This window comes from Psychrobacter aquaticus CMS 56, assembly GCF_000471625.1.
Lineage (GTDB): Bacteria > Pseudomonadota > Gammaproteobacteria > Pseudomonadales > Moraxellaceae > Psychrobacter > Psychrobacter aquaticus.
This window is the reverse complement of the sequence record NZ_AUSW01000034.1, coordinates 271,326-297,066: the sequence shown is the minus strand read 5'-3', so window position 1 is coordinate 297,066 and position 25,741 is coordinate 271,326. Positions and strand designations below refer to the sequence as shown.

Sequence of the window (25,741 nt, the reverse complement as noted above, 5' to 3'; positions counted from 1 at the left end):
ACATGCAATTACGCGACGACTTCGCCAAACATATTAGTGAGCTTCACAATCCTATTGACCGTCCTTATACCGCTAGTATAGACAAAAGCTTATTAAAGAACACTGAAGATATTGAACATCTTAACAAAGAAATTCACGACGTCAATCCTGATTACTTAACATTCCTACCCGCATACTTTTGGGTGTTTTATTTTGCGATTGGCTGGGTCTATTTCTCAGTATTTTTCTTCATAATTAGTTTAATTGCCGATATAAACTATTTTTATTTAAATGATTGGTCTATTGTAAATGTTTTTGTAACACTTTTTATATTTGTACCATCATGCACACCATTAGTACTTCTCCTCTATCAACTCATCAGAAAGCACTTCATTCGCACCCAATACTACTTTTTAAAAACAGAGCAAAAGATAGCCTACTACTACCGTCCACTCTGGAAGTTTAGACAGTCCTACGAGCTTAAGATAGTAGATTATAAAGACATACGCCCAGACTTGCATCAGGACCCATACAATCGAGCTTACACACCGCTCAATCTCTACGTCGCTGATCCTGAAACAGGCGATATTACCCATCATCTAAAGCTAGAAGATTATAGAGTCAATCCACGCGTACAATGGGCATTTATCCGCACTTATATGGAAAGCCCAGCGGATGATTTGCCAATAGACAATGAAATCTGCCAAGCTTATCCAGTTGATACTAGTGGTTCACTATTTGCCTGTGCCGATATTATCTACCGTAAAAACGGCATACTGTCTAGCGATCATTCTGGCGGTGGTCAGATCATGGTCTTTATAATAGGCTCAATAATAGCTTTAGGTAATCTATTTCAGGCCAATCATTACCAATGTACCAAGCGAGCCATTTTACATCCTGACGTTCAAAAGCTTTTAACCTGGGATGGACAAAACACCCCCTATCCAATACAGCCCATAACTGATGAATCCAAATTAGCTTTTGAAGGTGGAAATTGGGAAGTTAATGTCAGATGGGTGTGTATCATACTTATTAACGTTGGCTTCTTTGTATGGGCGGTAATGGCTTATAATAGTTGATGGAAATTGAGACAAGCCAATGATTGAAGACAAGTACAGTGAATTTGCTCAACATGTTAATGAGCTACAAGAAGTTCTTGAAAGTCCGTACAGTAGCGAGATAAATAAAGGTTTATTAGAAGAAGGAGAAGACATTGAGCATCTTAACAAAGAGATTGCCAACATTAATCCTGATTATATGACTTTCTTACCTAGCTACTTTTGGTATTGGTATTTCTGCATAGGCTGGGTTTATTTTTCTACATTTTGGCTAGGTAACTATTTTTTGCAAGATATTGGAGAAGTTGTATTTATAAATGGTAATTTTGACTTATTTGATATAATACTTACTTTTTTCTGGCTACTTGTGTTTGGTACTCCTCTTTTCTTACTCTTCTATCAATTTATCAGAAAGCATCCGTACCGCATTCAATACTACTTTCTAAAAAAAGAGCAGAAGTTAGTGTATTACTATCGTCCCTCATTACAGTTTTTTAAACCCTTTGAATTAAAGATAGTAGACTACAAAGATATCATTCCCGAAATACATACCATCAAACAAAATACTGCTTATACGCCGCTAAATCTATATATCGCAGATCCTAATACAGGAGAGATTACTCATCATATTAAACCGCATGATGTCAGTGTTGACCCTCGTGTACATTGGGCATTTATCCGCACCTATATGGAAAGTGATGCCAAAGATCTACCAATAGACCCTCAATTCTGTGAAGCTTATCCTTCTGATACCAGTAAATCACTGTTTGCTTGTAGCGATATTGTCTTTCGCAAATACGGTATTCTCAATACGCAACATTCAGGCGCTGGCGGCATCGTTATGCTTATAATCAGCTCAATATATGAGCTTGGTTACTTATTACAAGGCAATAACTACCAGTGTACTGAACAAGCCATATTACATCCTGATGTTAAGAAATTACTGACATGGGATGGAAAAGATAATCCTTATCCCATTCAGCCTATTACTCCCGAAGCAGAGAAAGCTTTTCAAGGTAAGAGTTGGCAAGTAAATATCAGATGGATAATGGTGACATTAATTAACATAAGTTTGTTTGCGTGGGCGGTGGTGGCTTATAATAGTTAAACCAGTATTTTTAAAGGAAGGATTGATAAAATCTAGATCAAGCTATTTGATTAGGATTTTCTAAACGAGGTTCTACTGTATTGAGGTTATAGCATTTTATTCTACGGTATGTAATCTTAGTAGAATCTAGGATAAATACTGTGACAAATTCTAGAACGCCAGATACAACAAAGCCCCTGATATCAGGGGCTTTAGCTGTTCTATAAGATAGTATAGGACTATGTAATGGTACCCGGAGCCGGACTTGAACCGGCACGCTATTGCTAGCGAGGGATTTTAAATCCCTTGTGTCTACCAATTTCACCACCCGGGCAAAACTTGTATTATCTATAAAGTATAGTACTTGCTAGATAAGTGCTCGCTATTATAATCGGTTATACTAATAATGCAAGCTAAAATTAACGTAAAACTAATAAATAATTGGAGGCTGGAGTCGGAATCGAACCGGCGTTAACGGAGTTGCAGTCCGCTGCATGACCACTCTGCCATCCAGCCAATCAAGGTGGCCTATATTAGCAAAAATATAGCAAATTACAAGTTATTTTTTGATTAAAAATAACTTATTTACTGGCTTGTGTATGTTTGGCCGTAATTTGTACTCATTTAAGGCCTAGATAGTCTTTATAGGTCCATCTTAAGCAGTCGTCTAGTCTGGTTTGATACCAACCCCAAAAGCTACGGCTAACCGTGTAAAACTCGTTCAGCTTACGATTCGGAGTACTTGCACTCGTTTTGCTTGTTACTCTGATTTTAGGGATTGATATAAGTTTCATGTCTACAAATGATAGGTATCAAAAATATAGTGCAGCTACTTAGGAGTCTGAGTAACCCGAATAATAAGTCACTCTATCATGACGTAAAAATCCGGCCAATCCCAATCCATAACGCTCAGCTATACGCACCGCTGTACTGGTTGGTGCAGACATGCCAACGAGCCAAGGTATATGCCCACGAATGGATTTTTGTACCAGCTCAATTGACAGACGCGATGTCATTAGGACACACTCGACTTCTATTTTTTGTCGCAGTTGCCAGCCAATCAGTTTATCAAGGGCGTTATGACGTCCCACATCCTCAAACAGACATAGCCGTTGATTTTGCATCGTTGCTGCCGCATGCACCGCACCAGTTAATTGATGGGTATGTTGTAAAGCGTCGACCTCTTGACGCATGTTTAATAAATAATCAAGACTGGGAATTGTGGATTTTTTCTTTGAGCCATGTTTGTACTCGGTCGCTATGCTGCTTTGCGAATAACTACTAAGATCGGGTAGGGCTTGTGTTAACCCAGTGATACCGCACATGCCGCAGCCTGTACGTCCAGCTAGCTGACGTTTTTGTGCTTGAATACGCTGGTGACAGCGCTGGTTTAGTATCAGCTCCACCACATAAATATCGTAGTCTTGCAACTGCTGGGATATTTTCTCAAACTCTTCTGAGTCAATATTTTCATTATCCAAGTCTTGTGTAAAACTTCGATAACTTGCGATATCTGTCAGCTGGTTAACTTCCCAATCAAGTAGCTCGTGACTATGATGAATCAGACCTTCGCTAAACAAAAAGCCAACGGCTAAATACTCTAACTGATGAGGGCTGGCCATCAGTACAGCATAGTGAATACCATTGATGACGATAGCAATGGCAGCTTCTACTGCCAAACTAACAGGCTGGTAATCAATGTGAGTCTGAGCAATAACCTGAGGTTTATTTGATAAATAGGCGTGCTTTTGTGATAAATGGGTGCGCGAAAGCGGCGTGATAGCGGTTTCTGCGGCCTCTGGATTTTTATTTGATAAGAATCGCTGATCAAATTGATCGTCTTCTTTAATGTGAGTATGAGCCATCATAAAAACAAACTATCGTGTCTAATTAGCCGCATTATTTTTTATCTGCCTTGCAAGTAGGGTTATGACTGAATACGTCGCTCATCACTTACGATACGGGCTCAGCCATGCCAGCATCTACATCTACTCTTTGCAAAAAGACCGTTGTAGATTTATATGCTGGTATATGGGAGTTAGGTGCATGCGTGTCTAAGTCAAATAAATCATTACACTCAGGGTAGTAAGCTGCAACAGCATTTGATGCAATGTCCATCTCAGTGAGTACCAGTGGACCCAGTTGCCGCGGCTGATCCGAGCTGTTTTTGTTGGCGTGGCGGGTGACCATCACAGGATCGCCTTTTTGCCAACCTAAGCGACTGATTTCATCTGGATGCATAAACAAAACATCTCGGCGATTGGTTTGGCGATAGCGGTCGTTATAGCCAAAAATCATGGTGTTAAATTGGTCATGGCTACGAACGCTGGTTAACTGCCAAATCTTTTGCGTGTTATGTTGAGAGCCATCATTGTTGTCAATATCTTTCGCATGATCTTTAAACGATAAAGTGGCCTCTGTCATCTGCGCCGCGACATAGGTAATCGAGTACTGTGGCACCTCAAATTGGGCTTTACCACTGTCAGTGTTCCATACGCGATGGCGCGCTGGGTGATATAGGTGAAAGCCGCGTTCTGTAGCACGAATACGTTGGTTGAAATTCTCAAATCCATCAATCGCCTGAGCGATATAGTCACGAACGATATCAAAATCTTCACTCATTGCTTGCCAAGGAATTGAAGAACCAGATCCGAACACATAAGTTGCTATGTCTGCGACAATTTGTGCTTCAGACTTTAGCATGTCACTAACAGGTTTAAGTTTACCTTGAGTCGGCACAATCTGACACATAGAGTCTTCGATGGTCGCAAACTGCTCACCTTTGGCAGTGACTATGCGTTCGGTACGACCTAAGCAAGGGAAAATTAAATTATTGGCACTCGGATATAACATGGTTTCATTGAGCTTGGTGCCGACAAAAATATTGAGCTGTGTCGTGGTTAAGGCTTGCTGAATGGCACTGGTATCAGGTGCGGCAACCGCATAATTCCCACCCATACTCATAAAGACTTTTAACTTTCCAGCTATCAGTGCTTTTGCACCTGTCACAACGTCATAGCCGTGCTCCTGCGGCATCGGACGTTTAAAAACACGTTCAAGGCTGTCCAGTAATTTTTGTGCAGGACGTTCATGGATGCCCATAGTACGGTCACCCTGCACATTGGAGTGCCCGCGCACTGGGGAGGCGCCTGCACCATCAATGCCAATCATACCCATTAGTAGTAGTAAATTGGCAATCATCGCCACATTATCATCGCCTTGCACATGCTGGGTGATACCCATGCCCCATGTACAAATCGTCGCTGGGCTGTCGGCAACCAGTTTGGCAATAGCAATGATTTGCTCTTGACTGATACCAGAGCCTCGCTCCACATCTGTCCATGACTGCTGACGAAGCCACACGTCGAGCGCCTCATATCCTAAAGTATGCTCATGAATAAAGTGCTGATTCATTCTCTTGTTTTTAGTCAACCACTTAGCGATACCTGTTAATAATGCTGCATCGCCACCGATTTGAATTTGAATGACCTCATCGACCATATCATCGCTTTGACCTGCTACCATATGGGAAGGTTTTTGCGGATTCTTAAATTTACGTAAACCTTGTTCACGCATAGGGTTGATCGATATAATGCAACACCCTTGCTGGTGAGCATGGGCGAGCATTTCAAGCATACGCGGGTGATTGGTTGCAGGATTTTGCCCAAACATCAATATCAGTTTGGCCTGTTCAAAATCTTCTAGCCTCACCGTGGCTTTGCCAACACCCAACTGTTTACCCAACATCACTGAGGTTGGCTCATGACACATGTTAGAACAATCTGGCAAATTATTAGTACCAAAGCAGCGCACAAATAACTGATACATAAAGGCAGGCTCGTTGGTGACTCGGCCTGAGGTATAAAATAACGCTTCATCTGGCGAATCAAGCTGCCCTAGCTGTTCAGCGATACATTGATAAGCCGCTTCCCAAGAGATTGGTAAATAGCGGTCTTGCGCCGCGTCATAATATACTGGCTCTGATAGACGACCGCTGTGCTCAAGCTCGTAGCCTGACCATTGTTGTAGCTCAGTGACAGTATGTCTTGCAAAAAATGCCGCATCTGCCTTTTTTGTCATGGTTTCACTCGCAACCACTTTGATACCATTTTCGCAGACGTCTATCGCCTTATGTGACTTATGATCGGGCCATGCGCAGCCTGGGCAGTCAAATCCACCTTGGGGTTGATTGCTTTTTAGCACACTTACGCTGCCGCGCAAAAAAGTCTGATAGTCCATTAGCTTACGAGCAGAGGAGATCAGTGCTGGCCAACCAGCCGCAGGGTGGCTATAAACAGGAATTTTACGCATGACGAATCTCATAGATAAGCTGGATAGGTAAAGTCTCACATATAACGACTATATAATGAAGCGCATAAACTTTATAGGATCATTAACCATAGATAACAAAAAAACCCTCAAGAAACGTGAATTTTCTTGAAGGTTTATGAGCGGGTATTTTTATTTTAAGTTAGCTTAAGATCAAACTATCATCTTCGACTTTTTCACCACGCGTTTGCTCAAACATATCAAGCAAGTCGTGTACCGTCATGCCTTGACGTTTGTCTCCTGCAACATCTAGGACGACTTGACCTTGGTGTAGCATAACGGTACGCGTACCATGTGCCAAGGCCTGCTGCATTGAATGCGTCACCATCATGGTAGTGAGCTTATTGTCCGTAACAATTTTGTCCGTCAACTCCAAAACAAAAGCGGCGGTTTTGGGATCAAGCGCAGCCGTATGCTCATCAAGCAAGAGAATCTTAGAGGGCTGTAATGAGGCCATCAGCAAACTCACAGCCTGACGCTGGCCACCTGATAACAGCCCCATACGGTCGGTCAACCGATTTTCTAGCCCTAGTTTTAAGACAGATAGCTTTTCGCGGAACAAGTCACGATTGTTCGGATTCAGGGCAAATTTGAGACCACGCTTACCACCACGCTTATAAGCAAGCGCCATATTTTCCTCGATGGTGAGTGCTTCACAAGTCCCAGCCATCGGGTCTTGGAACACACGAGCTACCCAATGGGCGCGTTGATGCGCCGTTTTTTTGGTGACATCAATGCCATTTAACAAAATTGAGCCGCTATCGACGCGTGTGGTGCCACTAACTGCATTTAAAAAGGTTGATTTGCCTGCACCATTGGTACCGATGACAGTGACAAATTCACCATCGGCGATATTGAGATTGATACCACGTAGGGCAGGGTTTTCGATGGGCGTACCTGGATTAAAGGTCAACCGTAAATCTGTGGCTTGCATCATAATAGTTATTCCTTATGTTTGCCTCAAGCTTAGCGAGTACAGTCGCTGTTTACGCCGCTTTTATTCGTTAACGTTGAGATCGTAATTTGCGGCTTAAAAGCTCATTTTTGGCTTTGGGCAATACCAAGGCCAATACCACGAGCAGCGCTGTTATCAAGTTCAAATCCTGCGGGCCAAAGCCGATACTGCGTAACGTATCGCTTGACAGAGCCACCTGAATAAATAACTTGTATAGTACGGCACCGACGACCACTGCAAAAGTAATCAGCCAAATCCGCTTGGCAGGAATGATGGTTTCACCGATGATGACCGCTGCCAAACCAATGACAATTGTACCAATACCAATTGAGATATCGGCGCCGCCTTGCGTCTGTACAAACAATGCACCTGCTAAAGCAATCAAACCGTTAGAGATCGCCATACCGATGATAGTCATCCATGAGGTGTTGATGCCTTGTGCCTGTGCCATACGTAGGTTCGAGCCAGTTGCTCGCATGGACAAACCAGTTTCGGTACTATAAAACCAGTTCAAAAATAACATGGCAAATAGTACGACCATGCCAATGATTAGACAGCGCATCCAATAGCCGTTGCCATCAGTCACCAAGGTACTAAATACCGTGGTTTCACCCAACAGCGGCAAGTTTGGCGCACCCATGATACGTAGATTGATAGAATACAAGGCGACCATCACCAAAATGCTGGCAAGTAATTGCAAAATGCCAAGCTTGACATGCAACCACGCAGTGACGATACCAGCGACTGAGCCTGCCAACATACCAAAGGCGCAAGCTAGCCATGGGTTGATACCAGCAATAATAGAAATACCAGCGACGGCGCCGCCTAACGGAAAGCTGCCGTCAGCGGTCAAGTCCGGAAAGTCGAGGGTACGAAATGAGATCAGCACACCGAGTGCGACTAGGCCATAAATCAGACCACTTTCAAGCGCACCAAAAAAAGCAATTAAGGACATAAGAGATCAGTAAGTCATAACCAAGCGTTTAGCAAATAACACTATAGGTGTTAATTCATTAAATAAGGCTGCATACATAAGCGTTACCTTATTTACGATTCTATAAGTCTATTTTAGCTAAACAGCTAAGCGGTGAATTTAACAGATTAAGCAATCTGCGGTTAGGGTAAACCAAAACATATCACGATAAAGAACTAACATGGGCTACCTTGGCTCAATAATTTGACTCAAGATATGGCAAATTTAGAAACGGCGTAAATACTTTATACTGAATAAGCACTTTATAAGCAATGAGCTAGGGCATGTCCTCAATTCAATCGATTATCCTCTAAATGGGCTAAATTTTGCCAAACATTGTCAAATAGCTTATCAATATCTCGATATTATTTGCGCTACTTTCCTTGTTTGACGGCAATTTATCTCATTTTTATCACCGTTTTTAAAATGAGGACACGCTCTAGGTTCAAGTATTTAAACAACGCCTGCTTAAACAAGAAGCCCAGCCTACTGATTCATAGCTGGGTTTCTTGTACTAAACACTTAACATCATAGAAAACGGCAAATGATGACATGGTCAAAATGGACATCTATCTTACGGTTGCTATGATAAGCCAACTATAAAAATGCGTTATTCTACCACTTCTTTTGCTTTATCGATAACCGCTTGTGACAAAGTAATGCCTTGTTCTTTGGCATGCGTTGGACTGACATATAGATCCAGCATTTGTGGAGTATAGACAGGGATAGCGCCTGCTTTTTCACCATTTAAAATACGGACAACAATTTTACCCGTTTCGCGGCCAAGCGCGTAATAATCCACACCCAATGCTGCCACTGCACCACGCTCAACTGAACTGGTATCTGAAGCAATCAGAGGAATCTTACTTTCTTTAGCAACTTGGTACAATGACTCGTAGGCCGATACGACGTTATTATCGGTCGAGGTATAGATCATATCGACCTTGCCTTCGAGACTACGTGCGGCCATCGCAATATCCGTACTACGCTGCGCTGGCGCTTCGAGTACATTGATGCCTAATGGAGTCAGTTTTTCTTTTAGATTGTTCAAAATGGTGGTTGAGTTGACTTCACCTGGGCTATAAACGTAACCAACATTCTTTAAATTTGGAATGATTTGACGCATCAATTCAATCTGTGGCTCATAAGGAAGGGCATCAGAGCCACCAGTGACATTGGTGCCAGAACCATCTAGTTTGGTTACCAGTTTGGCTGCGACAGGGTCAGTCACTGCTGAAAATACCAAAGGAATACTGCTTGTCGCCGCCGCTACTGACTGCGCTGATGGCGTGCCAATCGCGATGATAACGTCTGAGTTGTCTGCAACAAATTGCTTGGCAATCTGGCCAGCAGTGGCTGTGTTTCCCTGCGCACTTTGAAAGTTAACGGTTAAGTTTTCACCGTCTTTAAAGCCCGCCTCATTTAACTCGTCGATCACACCCTTGCGTACATCATCAAGCGCTGGATGTTCAACGATAGCGGTGATTGCGACAGTCTTCATTGCTGTTGCGGCATCGCCAGTAGCACTATCAGTAGTACTGGTATCTTGGGCTGACTGATTACAACCTGTTAAGATAGCGGTACAAACGCCGCCTAATAATAGCGCTTTACTAAAATTGAAATGACCAAAACGACTTTGATACAACATGGGTCTCACTCCTGAAAATAATAATGTGTCCGTACATTATTTAATAAATGAATAAAATAAAGGGTAAAAAGAGCCCTCGATATAAAAGATAGACGGCTAAATATCAGTTTTTGGCACTATTTATTCGCACTCTGTGCTTGCTTATCGATATTGATGGCGTTTTTTAACAAGTCATCTGTCAAGCTTACTCCTTGCTCAGCGGCGTGCTTGGGACTTGCGTATAAGGTTAGAGTATTCATCACTTCAGGCTTAATCGTATTGATCGCTTCGCCATTTAATACACGATATACCATTTTGCCCGTCGTACGACCAAAGTCATAATCATTGACACCTAGGGCAGCAGTAGCACCGCGTCTCACGCTAAACTCATCTGAGGCAATGACTGGAATATCAAGCTCGTTTGCGGCACCAGCCATCGCTTCAAACGCTGACACAACATTGTTGTCTAACGAGGTGTAAATCACATCGACGCGACCAGCAAGGCTACGAGTCGCCATGGCAACATCCGTTGGGCGATTGGCGGTGACTTCTAATATTTTAAGCCCACGTGCTGGTGCGGCTTTTTTGAGTTGATTGAGCACCACAACGGAATTGACTTCGCCTGGGCTATAAACGTAGCCAATGGTCTTTGCGTTGGGCGCGATCTTTTGAATATTGTCTAACTGCGGCTCGATAGGTAGCTCGCTGGACAAGCCTGTGACATTAGATTGGATAGGTACGTTATTTTCGTCAATCAGCTTTGCTGCGACAGGATCTGAGATGGCGGTATAAATGACTGGAACTGTCTTGGTTGAGGCGACGATAGACTGAGCAGATGGCGTCGAGATTGCTACGATGGCATCGGGATTGTCACCTGCAAACTGTTTTGCAATCTGACCTGCTGTTGCCGTGTTGCCTTGGGCGCTTTGAAAATTGACAGTTAGGTTTTGACCTTCCACATAGCCATTGTCAGCCAACTCATCAATAATGCCGCGGCGCATCTCATCTAATGACGGATGTTCGACAATTTGGGTGATGGCCAATGATTTGGCAGGCTTGTCGGTATCAGCCGCTGCGTTTTCATCAGTTGTTGCGGCTGTGTCAGTAGTATTTGAACAGCCAATCAATCCAAGAGTAGCGCTGATAGCAGCACCGTATAGGCTCAAGCGTAAGGTAGTGGCAATAGTCATTATTAGGTTAACTCGTAGTTTATAGCAATCGTAAAAGACCAAGCCAATATTATGAGACGTGCTAAGCCTACTGGTTATAGTGCTTATGCTTGCCTAAATTATGCTTGATTTTGAAAAATGATATTGGAAAATGCAGGTTAGCCGAGTCAATGCTATGTTGATGCCAAAATAGCAGGCTAACAATAAAGTAATCATTCCATCGATCATTATGTTCATATTATGACAGTAATGTAACTTATCGCAATAAGAAATTAAAGCGTATTCGTCACGGGTGTTATTAAGGCATGCATTGACTGTCTTATGCGCTGAGTTCTTATTTATTCTGCCCATAAAAAAGATGCCACTTAGGACATCTTGTTATGTGGTAAAACGATACTTGAAAAGAGTACAAACCAGCAACGCAGCTATTACGATCTCACTTTATAATTAGCTTAAGCCAATTTTTATTCGAAAGTTATAGTAAGTCTACCACTCATACCATGTTTATTTTGAGGTAGTGAAGGTGTAATAGACTCTAATATCTACTTAATTTTTTCGTATAAATACTTTAAGGATAACATTATGAATACTGCTAATTTAAAGTTATTAACCATCGCTGGCATTACTGCTACCTCATTGATTTGCTTACCTGCTATGGCAAAAGACAATCATGGGAATAATGGCAACGGTCACGGAAATGCCAAGGGTAACTCTGCTCATATTAGTAAAGATTACAAGCATAGTGGCAACGCTCAACCCAACATCAATGCTTATCGCAATGCTAGCCCTAATGCCTCATTTAAGCGCGATCTTGATAAATACGGTTATAGAGTAGTCGGCAAGATTGACAGAAGAGATTATGATCGTTCTGTTGTGTTAGACCGTTATGATGACCGCTACGTTCGTATTCGTACGCCAGAAAATAATATTGTAACGGTGATTAATGAAACGCTGCAGATCATCGATATCTTGAATAGATAACAGCAAGATTTCATCTGTTAAGTCAGCCATAAAAAAACGGTCTACTTAGACCGTTTTTTTCGTTCTTTAATGATTACTTACATCATTATTTAATTTAACGTTTTTAGGCGAGCACATCACCAATAACACAGTTGTCAGGTAGAGTAACGACCGTTAGCTGAGTTTTTGGATTGCCAGTTGACAGTACCATGCCTTCTGAAATACCAAATTTCATCTTGCGTGGCGCCAGATTGGTGACGCAAATGACTTTTTTATTGACCAGTTGCTCAGGCTCATAAAACTTACGAATACCGCTAAAGACGTTACGTGGCTTGTCTTCGCCAACATCTAATGTGAACTGTAATAGCTTATCTGCACCTTCGACATGATTGCATTCCAAGACGTGCGCCACTTTCATCTCAACTTTGGCAAAGTCTTCGATGCCAATGTAGTCAGCTTGCTCGGCATCTGTTGTGGCAGGCTCGTTCTTCGCAGCTGCTTTGTTGTCTTTAGTAGCAGTAGGTGCATCGGCTTGAGTCAATGATGCTTTGGAGTCTTCTACCATAGCAGCAACGTCTTTCTCTTCGATACGTTGCATCAGCGGTTTGAATTTATTGATTTTGTGCCCTAATAACCACTCATTACGACTGGCAAAGCTTAAATCATCAAGATTTAAGAACGTCTTGGCATTGTCTGTCAGTTCAGGCAATACAGGTGCTAGATAGACCATCAATTGACGGAAGATATTGATAGCGACCGAGCAGACGTCTTGTACTTCTTGTTCTGACCCTTCTTGTTTTGCCAGTGACCATGGTTTTTTGGCATCAATATATTCGTTGGCCTTGTCCGCACACTGCATGATTAAGCGCATGGCACGCGAGAATTCACGATTTTCATAAGCAGCAGCAATCTCATCGCCCGTCTTGGTAATGTCTTCTAATAGGCGCGGTTCAGCGCAAGTTTCAGACAGTATACCGTCGTATTTCTTAACCAAGAACCCAGCACTACGACTGGCGATATTGACGACTTTACCAACCAAGTCAGAGTTGACCTTTTGCATAAAGTCTTCTAAATCAAAGTTGATGTCTTCTACTTTGTCCGTCAATTTGCTAGCGAAGTAGTAGCGCAGATATTCAGGATGCAAGTGCTTGGCATAGGTACGGGCATTGATAAAGGTACCGCGTGACTTACTCATTTTTGCGCCGTTGACCATCAAGAAACCATGGGCGAAAACACCTGTCGGCGTACGCAGCTCACTACCTGCCAGCATGGCTGGCCAAAATAGCGCATGGAAATACACGATGTCTTTACCGATAAAGTGATAAACCTCGGTTTTGTGCTCGTTTTCTTGCATCCAGTAACGATCAAAATCAAGCGCCTCATCTGTACCAGCGCGCTTATCACACAGGTTTTTAAAGCTTGCCATATAACCAACAGGCGCATCTAGCCATACATAAAAATATTTATCTGGCTCATCGCTTGGCGTATCTGGAATTTGAAAGCCAAAGTAGGGCGCATCACGTGAGATATCCCAGCTAGCTAGTCCAGAATCGAACCATTCTTGGAGCTTGTTGGCGACCGAAGTTTGTAGGCGGTTGTCACTACGTGTCCAATTCTGTAAGAACTGCTCAAACTCTGGCAGATCAAAGAAATAGTGCTTGGAGGTTTTGAGTATGGGTGTTGCGCCTGAGATAGTTGAGCGCGGATTTTTTAACTCTACGGCATTATAAGTTGTGCTACAAACCTCACAGTTATCACCATATTGATCCAGCGCACCACATTCTGGGCACTCTCCTTTGACAAAGCGATCGGCTAGAAACAATTGCTTTTCAGGGTCAAATAGTTGCTCGACGTCCTTTGTACTAATATGTCCTGCATCATTCAGACGACGATAAATCAGTTCAGAGAAATGTTTATTTTCCTCTGAATGGGTGGTGTGATAATTATCATAATCAATCAGAAATTTTGAAAAGTCTGCTTCGTGTGAAGCTTTGACCGCTGCAATTTGCTCCTCTGGCGTCACGCCATTGGCTTCTGCTTTGAGCATAATGCCAGTGCCATGAGCATCATCCGCGCATACATAAGTGACTTTATGGCTTTGTGCTTTCATCGCACGTACCCAAATGTCAGTTTGAATATGCTCTAAAAGATGCCCCAAATGGATGTCTCCATTGGCGTAGGGCAGCGCACTGGTTACTAGAATCTCACGCACTTTCATCACCTATATTTTTATATAAACGGGTTGGTTATCAAACGTCCTAAGCAGTTTATGCCTATTGGACGCGATATTATCAAGTCTAAAAATTTCCAAAAATAAGAAAAATTTAAAAAGTGTGTCTATGATAACTTAATTCAGCCAAATTTGTGACATTCCTCAGAAACTAATACGCTAACGAATGAGGATATGCTCTAGCCGCAAACACTAGGATTTAGTTGCTATAAAAAAGCCCACTAAACCATTTGCTTAGTGGGTTTTTATTGGGACAAGATTATTTGAACATAAAAAGTGAGGAGATTGATCATAAAAAGTGAGGAGAGTTTAACTACTATTTAAAACGAGCCAAACATTGTCCCTAAAATAATAACGGCGACCACACTGATAAGAGGAATGGCCATGGTCACCATCGCGACGTTTAGATAAGACTGCTTATGGGTCAGACCACAAATGGCAAGCAAGGTAATCACTGCGCCACTGTGCGGCAAAGTATCCAAACCACCAGCGGCCATCACAGCGACGCGGTGCATCAGTTCTGGGTCGATACCAGCAGCCACCGCCATTCTTAGATAGTCTTCACCCAATGTCGAGAGCGCAATACTCAAACCACCAGAGGATGAGCCTGTGATGCCAGCCAGCGTGGTCATCGCGACCGCTTCTGAGATGAGTGGGTTGTCAGGCGTTAGGTTCAAAATACTGTCACGGATAATAATAAAACCTGCCAGTGAAGCAATAACCGCCCCATAGCCAACTTCTGAGGCGGTGTTAAAAATCGGCAACATCGAATCATAAGTACCACGGTTGATGGTTTTTTGTAGATTATTCCAGTACCCGATACGCAGCACAATAATCACTACGCAAGCCACGACCAATGAGATAATAATAGACCATAAACCCAGTGAACCTGCGATATTCAGCTCTGGAAATTGGGTTTGCAAGCCACTAAAGTCCATTGAAGGAAAAACGGCATACGTCAACAGAGCATTTAAAGCGATCACCAATATCAGCGGAATCATAGCAATATTAAATGACGTCTGATGCGTGCTTAATACTTCGGTTTGTTTTTCGGCCGTCCCAATACCGCCCACATCCTCTTCATCGTGTTGACCGTAGCCTTCGCCTGCGGCATTGGCTTTTTTGGCTCGTGATTGCAACCATAACCAACCGCCAATAAACATGATAGTACCGCCAATAATTCCCAAGATAGGGGCGGCAAAGACGTTGGTATTATAGTAAGGAATGGGAATGGCGTTTTGAATGGCAGGTGTGCCCGGTAAAGCGGTCATGGTAAAGGTGAATGAGCCTAAGGCAATGGCAGCTGGAATCAAGCGCTTAGGAATATCGGCCGCTTTAAACAAATCTTTGGCAATGGGATAAATGGCAAAGGCCACAACAAACAACGAGACGCCGCCGTAGGTCAAAATGGCACAGACCAAAATAACGGCTAGAATGGCTTTGCTGGCACCAAGTTTTTCAACTACCGTATTGGCAATGGCTGTCGCTGCGCCCGAATCTGCCATCAAACGCCCAAACAATGCGCCTAATAAAAAGATAGGAAAGAATTTGAGCAAAAACCCACTCAAAGCAGCCATAAATACATCGGTATAGGCGGGAATACTGCTCAAAAAATCCCCTGATAGTAGCACAGCTAATGTCGCCATAATCGGTGCTAAGATCAGCACGGAATAACCGCGATAAGCAAAGAACATCAAGAGTAATAAAGTAATGACAATAGCAAAGGTACTAAACATAATCGCCCTCCTTGGCAAAATTAAGACAGTGAGTAAACAAAGCAAGTAGACAGTGATCAATAATATGGATAAAAATACGCCAATTGGGTATATTTTTAAACCTGACGCTATATTGATATGGTAGTAATTTATCCTATGCTGAGCGGCTACACTGGCTTATACGTTCTACACGTTATTCTCTAGTCGCTACAAAAATAATATGTTAAGTTAGCATAAGTATTTTATATATGATATATCGATAAAGAACGTATTAATATGGATTATTAAAAATAATGGACAGGCTAATAGCATAGACAAGCGAGTATCACTGATAATGAATACGCTTGAATAACAAAAAACAGACGGGCAAGGAGATGAGCATGAGTCAATCAAAAGTATATAGCAGTGCGGAAGCGGCGCTAAAAGATGTGGTTAGTAATGGTCAAACGCTGGCTATTGGTGGTTTTGGTTTGTGCGGCATTCCAGAAGCATTAATTGAAGCGCTTCGTGATAGCGGGGTAAAAGACCTCACCTGTATCAGTAATAATGCGGGTGTCGACGGATTTGGCTTAGGGTTATTACTACAAACGCGTCAAATCAAAAAGATGATTTCTTCTTATGTGGGCGAAAACAAAGAGTTTGAGCGTCAATACTTGGCAGGCGAGTTAGAAGTTGAGTTGACGCCGCAAGGAACGTTGGCCGAAAAACTCCGCTCAGGTGGTGCTGGTATTCCAGCGTTTTATACGGCAACTGGCGTGGGTACACTGGTCGCCGAAGGCAAAGAGACACGTGACTTTGATGGACGGACCTATGTACTTGAGCATTCATTACGTGCCGATGTGGCACTAATCAAAGCACAAAAGGCTGATAAATCCGGTAATTTAATATTCAACAAGACGGCGCGTAACTTCAATCCAGACTGCGCGATGGCGGGAAAAATCACTATTGTCGAAGTAGAGGAAATTGTAGAGACTGGCACACTTGACCCTGATGAGATCCATTTACCGGGTATATTTGTTCAGCGCATTGTCTTGAACAGTAACCCCGAAAAGCGTATCGAAAAAACCACGACTAAAGTCCCTGAAAGCCTCTAAATCAGTGGTAGAAAGTTTTTGAATTTATAATATAAAGTATTGAAAAATAAGGAAATCATCATGGCATGGACAAGAGAACAGATGGCACAGCGTGCCGCAAAAGAGCTACAAGACGGCTATTATGTCAATTTGGGTATTGGCTTACCAACACTCGTGGCCAATTATATTCCTGAAAATGTGGATGTGTGGCTACAATCAGAAAACGGCCTATTAGGCATAGGTGAGTTTCCAACCGCAGAAAACGTCGATGCTGACTTGATTAATGCGGGCAAGCAAACGGTAACAGCAGAGCTGGGCGCCAGTTATTTTAGTAGCTCAGAATCCTTTGCGATGATTCGTGGTGGACATGTCAATCTGGCAATATTGGGCGCAATGGAAGTCTCAGAGAAGGGCGATCTTGCCAACTGGATGATTCCCAAAAAAATGGTCAAAGGCATGGGCGGTGCTATGGATCTTGTGGCAGGCGTTCAGCGCGTGATCGTATTGATGGAGCAAGTCAATAAGCATGGTGAGCCAAAAATCCTTGCCAATTGTGAGCTGCCATTAACAGGTAAAGGTGTGGTTGATCGTATCATCACTGAGCTTGCCGTACTGGATGTCACTGACAATGGATTGAAGCTGGTTGAACTGGCAGATGGTGTTAGCTTTGAAGAACTACAAGAAAAAACGCCCGTGAATATCGCTCAATGATTTTAGATCATTACTTTTAAACGATTGCTTTTAGACCACTGTTAAGGAAGATATATGGCGACCCAATTGCAACAGGATTTGACAGGTAAAGTGGCGTTAGTTACAGGCGCAGCAAGTGGTATCGGACGGGATATCGCTGAAACTTATGCTCAGGCAGGAGCTGTTGTGGGCATCGCAGACATAAACATTGAAGCCGCCCAGAAAACCGTTGATGCGATTGAAGCTAGCGGTGGTCAAGCACTCGCTCTTGCTATGGACGTTACTTCTGAAAGCGCTGTCAACAATGGCGTACAAAAATTGGTCGATACCTTTGGTGGTATTGATATTCTAGTCTCTAACGCAGGCATTCAAATCATTGAGCCGATCCATAAAATGGCGTTCGATGATTGGAAGAAAATGCTGGCTATCCATTTGGATGGGGCTTTTTTGACTACCAAAGCGGCCGTACAGCACATGTATAAAGAGGATAGAGGTGGTACAGTGATCTATATGGGATCAGTGCATTCGCATGAAGCCTCCTTGTACAAAGCGCCTTATGTCACGGCCAAACATGGCTTGCTTGGGTTATGTCGTGTGCTGGCTAAGGAGGGTGCTCCTCATAACGTGCGCGCCCATGTGATTTGTCCGGGCTTTGTCAAAACGCCTCTAGTCGAAAAGCAAATTCCGCAACAAGCGGCTGAAAAAGGCATCAGTGAAGAAGCCGTGGTTAACGACATCATGCTCGTGAATACAGTTGATAAAGAGTTTACGACGGTCGATGATATTGCGCAATTGGCCTTATTTTTAGCCGCATTTCCTACCAATGTTTTTACTGGACAATCTATCGTTGCCAGTCATGGTTGGTTTATGAATTAACGGGTTTATGACTAAGTAGGTATCATTTGTACAAACCATAACGTCAGACCCAATGGCGTTGTGGTTTTTTTATGCTTTCAATTGAGCTACACTGTCACGATAACAGGTTTGGACAACAGGCTTGTCGGCTATACTATTGACCATGTCTGTCCCAGTATAGATTGATTTGTCCTATAGTTAATTCAATTTGAAAGTGTTACAAGGCAACCGAGTGTAGATGTATATTGAATACGTCAAGCGAGGTTAACGCGGTAACGCTTTTATAGTGGATTGAATGTACCATACCAACCCACCTATATAGGTAGTAACGGCAGCTATGTTTAACTTCATGAAAAAAAAATCCAATTTAGCATCTGAAACCCCGCAACAGCGGGCAGAACGTGATAGTGCCGTGGATAAGGTGCTGCTCGGCTATGAAGTCGGTACCGTCAGCATCGTTACCATGGTTACTGGTCTTGAGCGTGATGGTGATCAGCTTACCTTAGATTTGCGCTTGCCACAAAATAGCAATCCTGAAACCATCCAACAGGAGCTTGGGCGGATGCTCCAGCCGCATGGTATCAAAACCATCCATATGAATGTGCGTTTGCCTGCACCAGAGAAAGGCGCAGGCTCAACCTTACCAAAGCCAATCCCCAAGACGACCAATGCCATGGACAGTCAAAGTCAACCACCTCCAAGCACTGATGCCGAACCGCCAATCACTAAATCAGCACCAACACAAGCGTCATTGGCAGCACATCCACGCATTCGTCACATCATTGTGGTCGCTTCAGGCAAAGGCGGTGTCGGTAAATCAACCACGACCGTCAATATTGCTTTGGCATTACAAAAGCTTGGTAACCGTGTTGGCGTACTCGATGCGGATATTTACGGTCCGAGCATGCCAACGATGCTAGGTGTAGATAATGTCAAACCCCAGTTAGAGAATGAGCAGTTCGTCCCTGTTAACGCTCATGGTATGGCGATGCTATCGATTGGCAGTTTGCTCGATGGCGATAATACACCTGTTGCGTGGCGTGGCCCTAAAGCGACGGGGGCATTGATGCAGCTGTATAATCAAACCAACTGGCCGCAGCTAGACTATTTGGTCATTGATATGCCACCAGGAACTGGTGATATACAGCTGACATTGGCTCAGCGTATTCCAGTGACGGGCGCTGTGATTGTCACGACGCCGCAGCACGTTGCGTTACTTGACGCCCAAAAAGGCATCGAGATGTTTAATAAAACCAATATTCCAGTATTGGGTGTGGTCGAAAACATGGCGCTGCATACGTGTAGCAATTGTCAGCATACTGAAGCGATTTTTGGTACTGGTGGCGGTGAGTTTATCGCTGAGCAGTATCACGTCCCGTTATTAGGACAACTCCCACTCGCCAGCGGTATCCGTGCGCAAGTGGATAAAGGCGAGCCAAGCGTCTTAGTTAATGACGAGTTTGCGACGTATTATCTAAGCATTGCCAAAAATATCGAAGCCAATATCAATAAATTTGCCAAACCAGTCGATGATAAGCGTATTTTTTGATGTTTAAAAAGTTTGATTAAGAACGGCATTTTTATGCCTGAAATACTGGTACTTATTTAAAGAGAATATTTTGAGTTTATCTACTTATGAAAGGCATCTTAAAGAAGTGCCAAAAAAATATAATGTATTACAGTTATTCCGGCCGCCGATATATGTGATTGAGCTGTCAAATAATCAGTTGATAGCCGTTTGCTACTACAAAGATGGTAGTAGCAAGCGCCATCAGCTCAATGCTGACTTTAGTAATCGTCGTATGGTGATTGCCGATTTTCTTAAGGCGGTACAGGCTATAGCTGATTTACTCCTAAAATTTCCCAAACATTCATTTGGATTGAACGCTTTTGCAGCAGCTAATGTGACTGAAGAATTGGTAGATGGTTTGACTGCGCTAGAGATCAAAGTTATTAGAGAGGCGGTCTGGGCTGCTTCAGGACAGGCAAAAAGAAAAATAATACATGCTACCGTTAGCTACCAAGGACAGGTGGTTTCTTAAAGCGCTTTGGTAGAATGCTGCAACTATAATGCTAATAGCTATCTTTATAGCATTATTGATTTTAAACTTGTTGCTCCTCTATAAATTAACCCATCAATTCCGTATAATCGTCGCTATCGAAAAATCATCACTGTGAAATATTTGCTAAGGAATAACAATGTCTATCAAATCTGACCGCTGGATTCGTAAAATGGCCCAAGAGCATGGCATGATTGAGCCATTTGAAGCGGGTCAAGTACGATTCAATGATGCTGGCGAGCGTTTGGTCAGCTACGGCACCTCAAGCTATGGTTATGATGTACGCTGCGCCCCTGAATTTAAAGTCTTTACCAACGTCCATTCAGTTGTGGTCGATCCTAAGAATTTTGACGAAAAAAGCTTTATCGATATTATAGGTGACGAATGTATTATTCCACCCAATTCATTTGCGCTGGCACGTACGATGGAGTATTTCCGTATTCCACGTGACGTATTGACTATCTGCCTTGGCAAATCAACTTATGCGCGCTGTGGCATCATCGTCAACGTCACACCGCTTGAGCCTGAGTGGGAAGGACATGTCACTTTAGAGTTTAGCAACACCACCAATCTGCCAGCGCGTATTTATGCGGGAGAAGGGGTGGCACAGATGCTGTTTTTCCAAAGTGATGCTGACGATGTGTGTGAAACCAGCTACAAAGATCGCGGCGGTAAATACCAAGGCCAACGCGGAGTGACGCTACCAAGAACTTAGGGTTTGTTTTAATAATCCAGTTCATTTAGAAGAATAAGAAAGCCAGCCATATCAAATATGGCTGGCTTTTTTAACGCTATACATTTCTTATTTTAAAACTTTCAAACCTGCTTTGTTATCACGTTTGGGTTTAGGAGCGGCATTGGCTTGTTTAGGAGGCGCCACCGAATCCTCTTCAGGTTGATAGTTTTCGTACTCATTCGGGTCAAAAAACATACCTTGCGAGTTTTCTTTGGCATAAATGCCCATGACCGCAGTAAGTGGCACCCAAATTTCTTGTGATACCCCACCAAAGCGTGCGCTAAAGTGGATATATTCGTTTTCCATATTCATATTGCCCGTTGCACGGCTGGCAATATTTAGCACAATACGCCCATCTTGTACGTGTTCTGTTGGAATCTGTAGATTTTCAGCAGTGGCATCGACCATTAGGTACGGTGTGAGCGCATTGTCTTCTATCCATTCATATATTGCGCGCACCATATAGGGACGTGTTGGGCTGATAGAGGTCATTTCGCTCATTTTTTGGTTTCCTATACTGATAATATTAAATAAGGGTTAATGAAAAATTGGCTTAAGGTTGTTATTAATCTATACAAAATGTGTCACTCTTTGATTGTTATTTATTTTAAGGTAACGGTAAGCACTTGTCTAATTAACGGATGCTTTTTTGGAAACTATCGCGCTCAAAAACCCGTGTTTGATAGTCAAACAATGGGCGACTGATCGCGTGTGGTAGTTCTATGCCCATTTCATCAAGTCGCCATAATAAAGGAGCTAGTAGTACATCACACCAGCCAAACTCATCCGCCATGAAATATGACTTGTGAGCAAACAATGGCGATAAAGTAATTAACGAATCACTCAGCTGTTTTTTAGCAATTGCCGCTTGTCCTTTATTAAAGCTATCTGGATGCATCAGGAGGCGTTTACCGAGTGACAGCCAATCGCGCTGAATACGCCAAGCCAACTGTCGAAACTGCGCACGCTCTTGCGGTGTTTCAGGCAGCAACTTGTTTGTATGATAACGTTCTTCAAGATATTCAAAGATTACGTTAATCTCATAAAGCGCAATATCACGCTGTTGTAAGACCGGCAAACTATGATAAGGGTTTAGCTCAGTCAAATCTTCAGGACGCTCAGAGTGCAAACGTGATAAATAATAAGCGAGCTTTTTTTCTTCAAGTAATAGGCGCACTACATGACTGTCGTAGCCGTCATCAGCGTATAAAATTAGCTGACTACTTGGAATGTCATTCGCATCAATCATGAAAGCCTAATGTTAATAGTGAAGACTGTCATCGTAAACAAAGTCGCCTTATTTATCAAGGGAACGTGCGTAAACATTGCTTGCGAGCGCCTTATTTGTCTTATTCTTAGCCCTAATATCAGAGCGCAAAAAAGCACTACCGGAGTAGTGCCTAATATTATAATTCGATTTTATATGCTAACCACTTACTTATTTTACGTCTTTCCAGAATTCTTTGTTCAATAAGTAAACTGGAATCAGTAATACTAATAAGAATAAAATCACAAAGAAACCGATTACTTGACGGTCATGGCGTGCAGGTTCGCCCATCCACGCCATAAAGTTGACCAAATCACCCACTTCGCTTTCAAACTCTTCTGCACTCAATTCTTCTTGCATGTTATGCAATACATGAGGCATTGCCACGTTGTGTAGTACTAAGTTATTAGCACCCCAAGGACGACTTGGATCTTCGTAGAACGATAGTAAATAAGTATAAACCCAGTCATCGCCACGCAGTCTGGTCTCTAATGATAAGTCTGGAGGCGGCGCACCAAACCAAGCTGCTTGTACTTCAGGGTCAATCTCAGCATTGATATGATCACCGATTTGATCGGTTGTTACCATTAGATATTTTTCGACCAGTTCAGGCGGTATTTCTAAATCTTCAGCGATGCGCGAGTGACGAACGTACTGTGCTGAGTGACAACCCGCACAGTAGTTCATAAAGATTTTTGCACCATTCTGTAGTGAGCCTTTATTGGTAAAATCAATAGGGGCAGTACTACAAGCTAAGTGTTCTTCTACACCATCAGCGTTCACGAATGTACCACATCCGCTACCACCAGCTGCCAGTGCTGTACCGGCAGTCAGAGTTAATGCTGCACCTAAGCCTAAACCTGTTAAGGATTTTGTTAGGATATTCATCAGTGACCTCCGGTAACGCGTTCTGGTGGCTGTTTACACTTCTCAATAGCAGTGTAGAACGGCATTAATAAGAAGAATAAGAAATATAAAACCGTGAATACACGTGACATAATTGTCGCTGTCGGTGTAGCAGGCGTTGCACCCAAATAGCCCAATACAACAAAGCTAATAGCAAACACAGTTAGTGCAATCTTAGACAAGATGCCTTTATAACGCATAGAGCGTACAGGCGATCTATCAAGCCACGGTATCAAGAACAATACAGCAATCGCCGCACCCATCGCAATAACGCCACCTAGCTTATCTGGAACGGCACGTAAGATGGCATAGAATGGTGTGTAGTACCATACTGGTGCAATATGTGCTGGTGTTTTCAATGAGTTTGCTGTCTCAAAGTTTGGTGGCTCAAGGAAGAAACCGCCGCCTTCTGGGAAGAAGAACACCACTGCAAAGAAGCAGATGAAGAATACCACAATACCAACCATGTCATGCACAGTGTAGTACGGATGGAATTCGATACCGTCTAATGGGATACCGTTTTTATCTTTTAGCTTTTTGATGTCGATGCCATCAGGATTGTTTGAACCCACATGATGCAGCGCCACAATGTGCATGAATACTAAGCCTACCAGTACTAAAGGAATAGCAACCACGTGTAGAGCAAAGAAGCGGTTTAGCGTGATACCTGAGATGATATAATCACCACGTACCCACTCAGCAAGGCCATCACCAATAACTGGCAGCGCAGCAGGAAGGTTCAAAATAACCTGAGCACCCCAAAATGACATGTTACCCCAAGGTAATAGGTAACCAAAGAAGCCTTCTGCCATTAGTGCTAAGTAGATACCCATACCGATGAGCCAAATAAGCTCACGCGGCTTCTGGTATGAACCGTATAACAATGCTCTAAACATGTGTAGATATACCACAACGAAGAACGCAGACGCGCCAGTCGAGTGCATATAACGGATGAGCCAGCCACCTTTCACGTCACGCATGATATATTCAACAGACGCAAATGCCCCTTCGGCACTTGGGTTATACATCATCGTCAGCCATATACCGGTCACCAACTGGTTGACCAATACAATCATCGACAACACACCAAAGAAGTACCAAAAATTAAAGTTTTTTGGTGCATAGTACTTTGACATATGGTATTCATAGGTTTCGGTCGCTGGAAAACGCGCGTCCACCCAATGCATTAACTTTTTACCCATACTCATATTAAGCCTCCCCAACCGTCAAGATGGTACCATCCACGCCATATTCTGGAATAGGTAAGTTAAGCGGTGCAGGAACGCCACTATAGACACGGCCTGCTAAATCATATTTAGAACCATGACAAGGGCAGAAAAACCCACCATACCAATCGTTGCCGCCCAAGTCAGCTGCGCCTATATCGGGACGGTAGTTTGGGGCACAGCCTAAATGTGTACAAACGCCTTCAACCACCAAAACTTCGGGTGTGATAGAGCGTTGTGGGTTTTTGCAATACTCAGGTTGCAGTGATGCGCTAGAATCAGGATCAGACAATAAGGGTTTTACTGATTCTAAGGTCGCTAGCATGTCTTCTGTGCGTTTGACGACAAAGATAGGTTTACCGCGGTATTTGACGACGATCATCTGTCCTGCTTCGATAGAACCAATATCTTGGGTGACTGCAGCTCCTGCAGCTTCGGCTTTGGCGCTTGGATACCAAGAACGGACAAAAGGTGTTGCCACAGCAGCTACCCCAGCTGCACCAATTGCGGCAGTTGAGGCAATAAGAACTCTACGGCGTTGTACATTAACGCCTTCGGCTTGGCTCATTAATACTTCCTCCAGGTGAATGAAATGGGATTATCCCACACTGGGTTTGTGGCTTAGAAAATATACAATATCAAGCCACTTTAGCTGTGCCTAATTTTGCTAATTGTTGCTATTCTAAGCTATTTCGGTGATAAAATAAATTATTGCGTTAAAAATAAAGCAACCTTTATAGGACATATTATAAGGTTGAACATGACAACCAAAGCAAAACAGCTGGATTATCAATGTTTAACATCCGTTTTTGAGTAAGAATTGTAAACGTGATGACCTTATAATTA

At 43.0% G+C, this 25,741-nt stretch carries 22 protein-coding genes and 2 tRNA genes; 9 read left to right on the top strand and 15 right to left on the bottom strand.

The window, feature by feature from the left end:
- Nucleotides 1–2 precede the first annotated feature (2 nt).
- Together M917_RS10820 and M917_RS10815 are read left to right on the top strand one after the other, a co-directional pair.
- On the top strand, nt 3–1,058 hold the full coding sequence (locus M917_RS10820) for a hypothetical protein (RefSeq protein ID WP_021814884.1): 1,056 nt from the start codon (nt 3–5) through the stop codon (nt 1,056–1,058).
- Nucleotides 1,059–1,077: 19 nt separating this feature from the next.
- Nucleotides 1,078–2,145: a hypothetical protein gene (locus M917_RS10815; RefSeq protein WP_021814883.1), complete on the top strand. Its 1,068-nt coding sequence runs from the start codon at nt 1,078–1,080 to the stop codon at nt 2,143–2,145.
- Nucleotides 2,146–2,371: 226 nt separating this feature from the next.
- On the opposite strand, the gene M917_RS10810 is transcribed toward M917_RS10815, so the two are convergent.
- From M917_RS10810 to M917_RS10775, 8 genes are all read right to left on the bottom strand, one after another.
- Nucleotides 2,372–2,458 (bottom strand) — tRNA-Leu (locus M917_RS10810).
- A gap of 108 nt (nt 2,459–2,566) precedes the next feature.
- Nucleotides 2,567–2,640, bottom strand: a tRNA-Cys gene (locus M917_RS10805).
- Between the two features lie 317 nt (nt 2,641–2,957).
- On the bottom strand, nt 2,958–3,992 hold the full coding sequence (gene fdhD / locus M917_RS10800; RefSeq protein WP_021814882.1) for a formate dehydrogenase accessory sulfurtransferase FdhD: 1,035 nt from the start codon (nt 3,990–3,992) through the stop codon (nt 2,958–2,960).
- Between the two features lie 85 nt (nt 3,993–4,077).
- Nucleotides 4,078–6,435, bottom strand: a complete 2,358-nt coding sequence (locus tag M917_RS10795; RefSeq protein ID WP_021814881.1) for an FdhF/YdeP family oxidoreductase — start codon at nt 6,433–6,435, stop codon at nt 4,078–4,080.
- 160 nt (nt 6,436–6,595) lie between these two features.
- Nucleotides 6,596–7,390 (bottom strand): ABC transporter ATP-binding protein, encoded by a 795-nt coding sequence (locus tag M917_RS10790; protein ID WP_021814880.1) that lies wholly within the window; start codon nt 7,388–7,390, stop codon nt 6,596–6,598.
- 67 nt (nt 7,391–7,457) lie between these two features.
- Nucleotides 7,458–8,363: an ABC transporter permease gene (locus tag M917_RS10785; protein ID WP_021814879.1), complete on the bottom strand. Its 906-nt coding sequence runs from the start codon at nt 8,361–8,363 to the stop codon at nt 7,458–7,460.
- A 628-nt stretch (nt 8,364–8,991) separates the two neighbouring features.
- The gene (locus M917_RS10780; protein WP_021814878.1) at nt 8,992–10,029 is read right to left on the bottom strand and encodes an ABC transporter substrate-binding protein; all 1,038 of its coding nucleotides are present in this window, start codon (nt 10,027–10,029) and stop codon (nt 8,992–8,994) included.
- Between the two features lie 116 nt (nt 10,030–10,145).
- Nucleotides 10,146–11,198, bottom strand: a complete 1,053-nt coding sequence (locus M917_RS10775; RefSeq protein WP_021814877.1) for an ABC transporter substrate-binding protein — start codon at nt 11,196–11,198, stop codon at nt 10,146–10,148.
- A 561-nt stretch (nt 11,199–11,759) separates the two neighbouring features.
- Between M917_RS10775 and M917_RS10770 the strand changes: the two genes are divergently transcribed.
- Nucleotides 11,760–12,158, top strand: a complete 399-nt coding sequence (locus M917_RS10770) for a hypothetical protein (RefSeq protein ID WP_021814876.1) — start codon at nt 11,760–11,762, stop codon at nt 12,156–12,158.
- Nucleotides 12,159–12,261: 103 nt separating this feature from the next.
- On the opposite strand, the gene metG is transcribed toward M917_RS10770, so the two are convergent.
- A complete protein-coding gene (gene metG / locus M917_RS10765; RefSeq protein WP_021814875.1) occupies nt 12,262–14,349 on the bottom strand; it encodes a methionine--tRNA ligase in 2,088 nt (695 codons plus the stop codon).
- Between the two features lie 338 nt (nt 14,350–14,687).
- Nucleotides 14,688–16,103 (bottom strand): GntP family permease, encoded by a 1,416-nt coding sequence (locus tag M917_RS10760; protein ID WP_021814874.1) that lies wholly within the window; start codon nt 16,101–16,103, stop codon nt 14,688–14,690.
- Between the two features lie 359 nt (nt 16,104–16,462).
- Between M917_RS10760 and M917_RS10755 the strand changes: the two genes are divergently transcribed.
- From M917_RS10755 to dcd, 6 genes are all read left to right on the top strand, one after another.
- On the top strand, nt 16,463–17,176 hold the full coding sequence (locus M917_RS10755) for a CoA transferase subunit A (protein WP_021814873.1): 714 nt from the start codon (nt 16,463–16,465) through the stop codon (nt 17,174–17,176).
- A 60-nt stretch (nt 17,177–17,236) separates the two neighbouring features.
- Entirely contained in the window at nt 17,237–17,866 is a 630-nt protein-coding gene (locus M917_RS10750) for a CoA transferase subunit B (RefSeq protein ID WP_021814872.1), read from the top strand.
- Nucleotides 17,867–17,920: 54 nt separating this feature from the next.
- A complete protein-coding gene (locus M917_RS10745) occupies nt 17,921–18,721 on the top strand; it encodes a 3-hydroxybutyrate dehydrogenase (RefSeq protein WP_021814871.1) in 801 nt (266 codons plus the stop codon).
- Between the two features lie 316 nt (nt 18,722–19,037).
- Nucleotides 19,038–20,249, top strand: a complete 1,212-nt coding sequence (apbC, locus tag M917_RS10740) for an iron-sulfur cluster carrier protein ApbC (RefSeq protein ID WP_021814870.1) — start codon at nt 19,038–19,040, stop codon at nt 20,247–20,249.
- Nucleotides 20,250–20,319: 70 nt separating this feature from the next.
- Nucleotides 20,320–20,742 carry a hypothetical protein gene (locus M917_RS10735; protein ID WP_152513977.1) on the top strand — a complete coding sequence of 141 codons (423 nt, stop codon included), beginning with the start codon at nt 20,320–20,322 and terminating at the stop codon, nt 20,740–20,742.
- Between the two features lie 157 nt (nt 20,743–20,899).
- On the top strand, nt 20,900–21,475 hold the full coding sequence (gene dcd, locus M917_RS10730) for a dCTP deaminase (RefSeq protein ID WP_021814868.1): 576 nt from the start codon (nt 20,900–20,902) through the stop codon (nt 21,473–21,475).
- Between the two features lie 87 nt (nt 21,476–21,562).
- On the opposite strand, the gene M917_RS10725 is transcribed toward dcd, so the two are convergent.
- The 5 genes from M917_RS10725 to petA all read right to left on the bottom strand — a co-directional run bounded on the left by M917_RS10725 (nt 21,563) and on the right by petA (nt 25,463).
- Nucleotides 21,563–21,997, bottom strand: a complete 435-nt coding sequence (locus M917_RS10725) for a ClpXP protease specificity-enhancing factor (protein ID WP_021814867.1) — start codon at nt 21,995–21,997, stop codon at nt 21,563–21,565.
- A gap of 133 nt (nt 21,998–22,130) precedes the next feature.
- Nucleotides 22,131–22,745, bottom strand: coding sequence for a glutathione S-transferase N-terminal domain-containing protein (locus tag M917_RS10720; RefSeq protein ID WP_021814866.1), 615 nt, complete (start codon nt 22,743–22,745; stop codon nt 22,131–22,133).
- A 189-nt stretch (nt 22,746–22,934) separates the two neighbouring features.
- Nucleotides 22,935–23,651: a cytochrome c1 gene (locus M917_RS10715; protein WP_021814865.1), complete on the bottom strand. Its 717-nt coding sequence runs from the start codon at nt 23,649–23,651 to the stop codon at nt 22,935–22,937.
- On the bottom strand, nt 23,651–24,856 hold the full coding sequence (locus M917_RS10710; RefSeq protein ID WP_200861766.1) for a cytochrome b: 1,206 nt from the start codon (nt 24,854–24,856) through the stop codon (nt 23,651–23,653). The genes M917_RS10715 and M917_RS10710 overlap by 1 nt, the downstream gene beginning before the upstream one ends.
- 22 nt (nt 24,857–24,878) lie before the next feature.
- Nucleotides 24,879–25,463: a ubiquinol-cytochrome c reductase iron-sulfur subunit gene (gene petA / locus M917_RS10705; RefSeq protein ID WP_021814863.1), complete on the bottom strand. Its 585-nt coding sequence runs from the start codon at nt 25,461–25,463 to the stop codon at nt 24,879–24,881.
- Nucleotides 25,464–25,741 lie beyond the last annotated feature (278 nt).

What these genes read in the sequence shown, in the direction of transcription:
- fdhD (WP_021814882.1), bottom strand. Translation starts at nt 3,992, where the DNA reads ATGATGGCTCATACTCACATTAAAGAAGACGATCAATTTGATCAGCGA.
- M917_RS10790 (WP_021814880.1), bottom strand. Translation starts at nt 7,390, where the DNA reads ATGATGCAAGCCACAGATTTACGGTTGACCTTTAATCCAGGTACGCCC.
- M917_RS10820 (WP_021814884.1), top strand. Translation starts at nt 3, where the DNA reads ATGCAATTACGCGACGACTTCGCCAAACATATTAGTGAGCTTCACAAT.
- apbC (WP_021814870.1), top strand. Translation starts at nt 19,038, where the DNA reads ATGTTTAACTTCATGAAAAAAAAATCCAATTTAGCATCTGAAACCCCG.
- M917_RS10725 (WP_021814867.1), bottom strand. Translation starts at nt 21,997, where the DNA reads ATGAGCGAAATGACCTCTATCAGCCCAACACGTCCCTATATGGTGCGC.
- M917_RS10785 (WP_021814879.1), bottom strand. Translation starts at nt 8,363, where the DNA reads ATGTCCTTAATTGCTTTTTTTGGTGCGCTTGAAAGTGGTCTGATTTAT.
- M917_RS10750 (WP_021814872.1), top strand. Translation starts at nt 17,237, where the DNA reads ATGGCATGGACAAGAGAACAGATGGCACAGCGTGCCGCAAAAGAGCTA.
- dcd (WP_021814868.1), top strand. Translation starts at nt 20,900, where the DNA reads ATGTCTATCAAATCTGACCGCTGGATTCGTAAAATGGCCCAAGAGCAT.
- M917_RS10815 (WP_021814883.1), top strand. Translation starts at nt 1,078, where the DNA reads ATGATTGAAGACAAGTACAGTGAATTTGCTCAACATGTTAATGAGCTA.
- M917_RS10720 (WP_021814866.1), bottom strand. Translation starts at nt 22,745, where the DNA reads ATGATTGATGCGAATGACATTCCAAGTAGTCAGCTAATTTTATACGCT.
- M917_RS10770 (WP_021814876.1), top strand. Translation starts at nt 11,760, where the DNA reads ATGAATACTGCTAATTTAAAGTTATTAACCATCGCTGGCATTACTGCT.
- M917_RS10775 (WP_021814877.1), bottom strand. Translation starts at nt 11,198, where the DNA reads ATGACTATTGCCACTACCTTACGCTTGAGCCTATACGGTGCTGCTATC.
- M917_RS10745 (WP_021814871.1), top strand. Translation starts at nt 17,921, where the DNA reads ATGGCGACCCAATTGCAACAGGATTTGACAGGTAAAGTGGCGTTAGTT.
- M917_RS10795 (WP_021814881.1), bottom strand. Translation starts at nt 6,435, where the DNA reads ATGCGTAAAATTCCTGTTTATAGCCACCCTGCGGCTGGTTGGCCAGCA.
- petA (WP_021814863.1), bottom strand. Translation starts at nt 25,463, where the DNA reads ATGAGCCAAGCCGAAGGCGTTAATGTACAACGCCGTAGAGTTCTTATT.
- M917_RS10755 (WP_021814873.1), top strand. Translation starts at nt 16,463, where the DNA reads ATGAGTCAATCAAAAGTATATAGCAGTGCGGAAGCGGCGCTAAAAGAT.
- M917_RS10760 (WP_021814874.1), bottom strand. Translation starts at nt 16,103, where the DNA reads ATGTTTAGTACCTTTGCTATTGTCATTACTTTATTACTCTTGATGTTC.
- M917_RS10780 (WP_021814878.1), bottom strand. Translation starts at nt 10,029, where the DNA reads ATGTTGTATCAAAGTCGTTTTGGTCATTTCAATTTTAGTAAAGCGCTA.
- M917_RS10715 (WP_021814865.1), bottom strand. Translation starts at nt 23,651, where the DNA reads ATGAATATCCTAACAAAATCCTTAACAGGTTTAGGCTTAGGTGCAGCA.
- M917_RS10710 (WP_200861766.1), bottom strand. Translation starts at nt 24,856, where the DNA reads ATGCATTGGGTGGACGCGCGTTTTCCAGCGACCGAAACCTATGAATAC.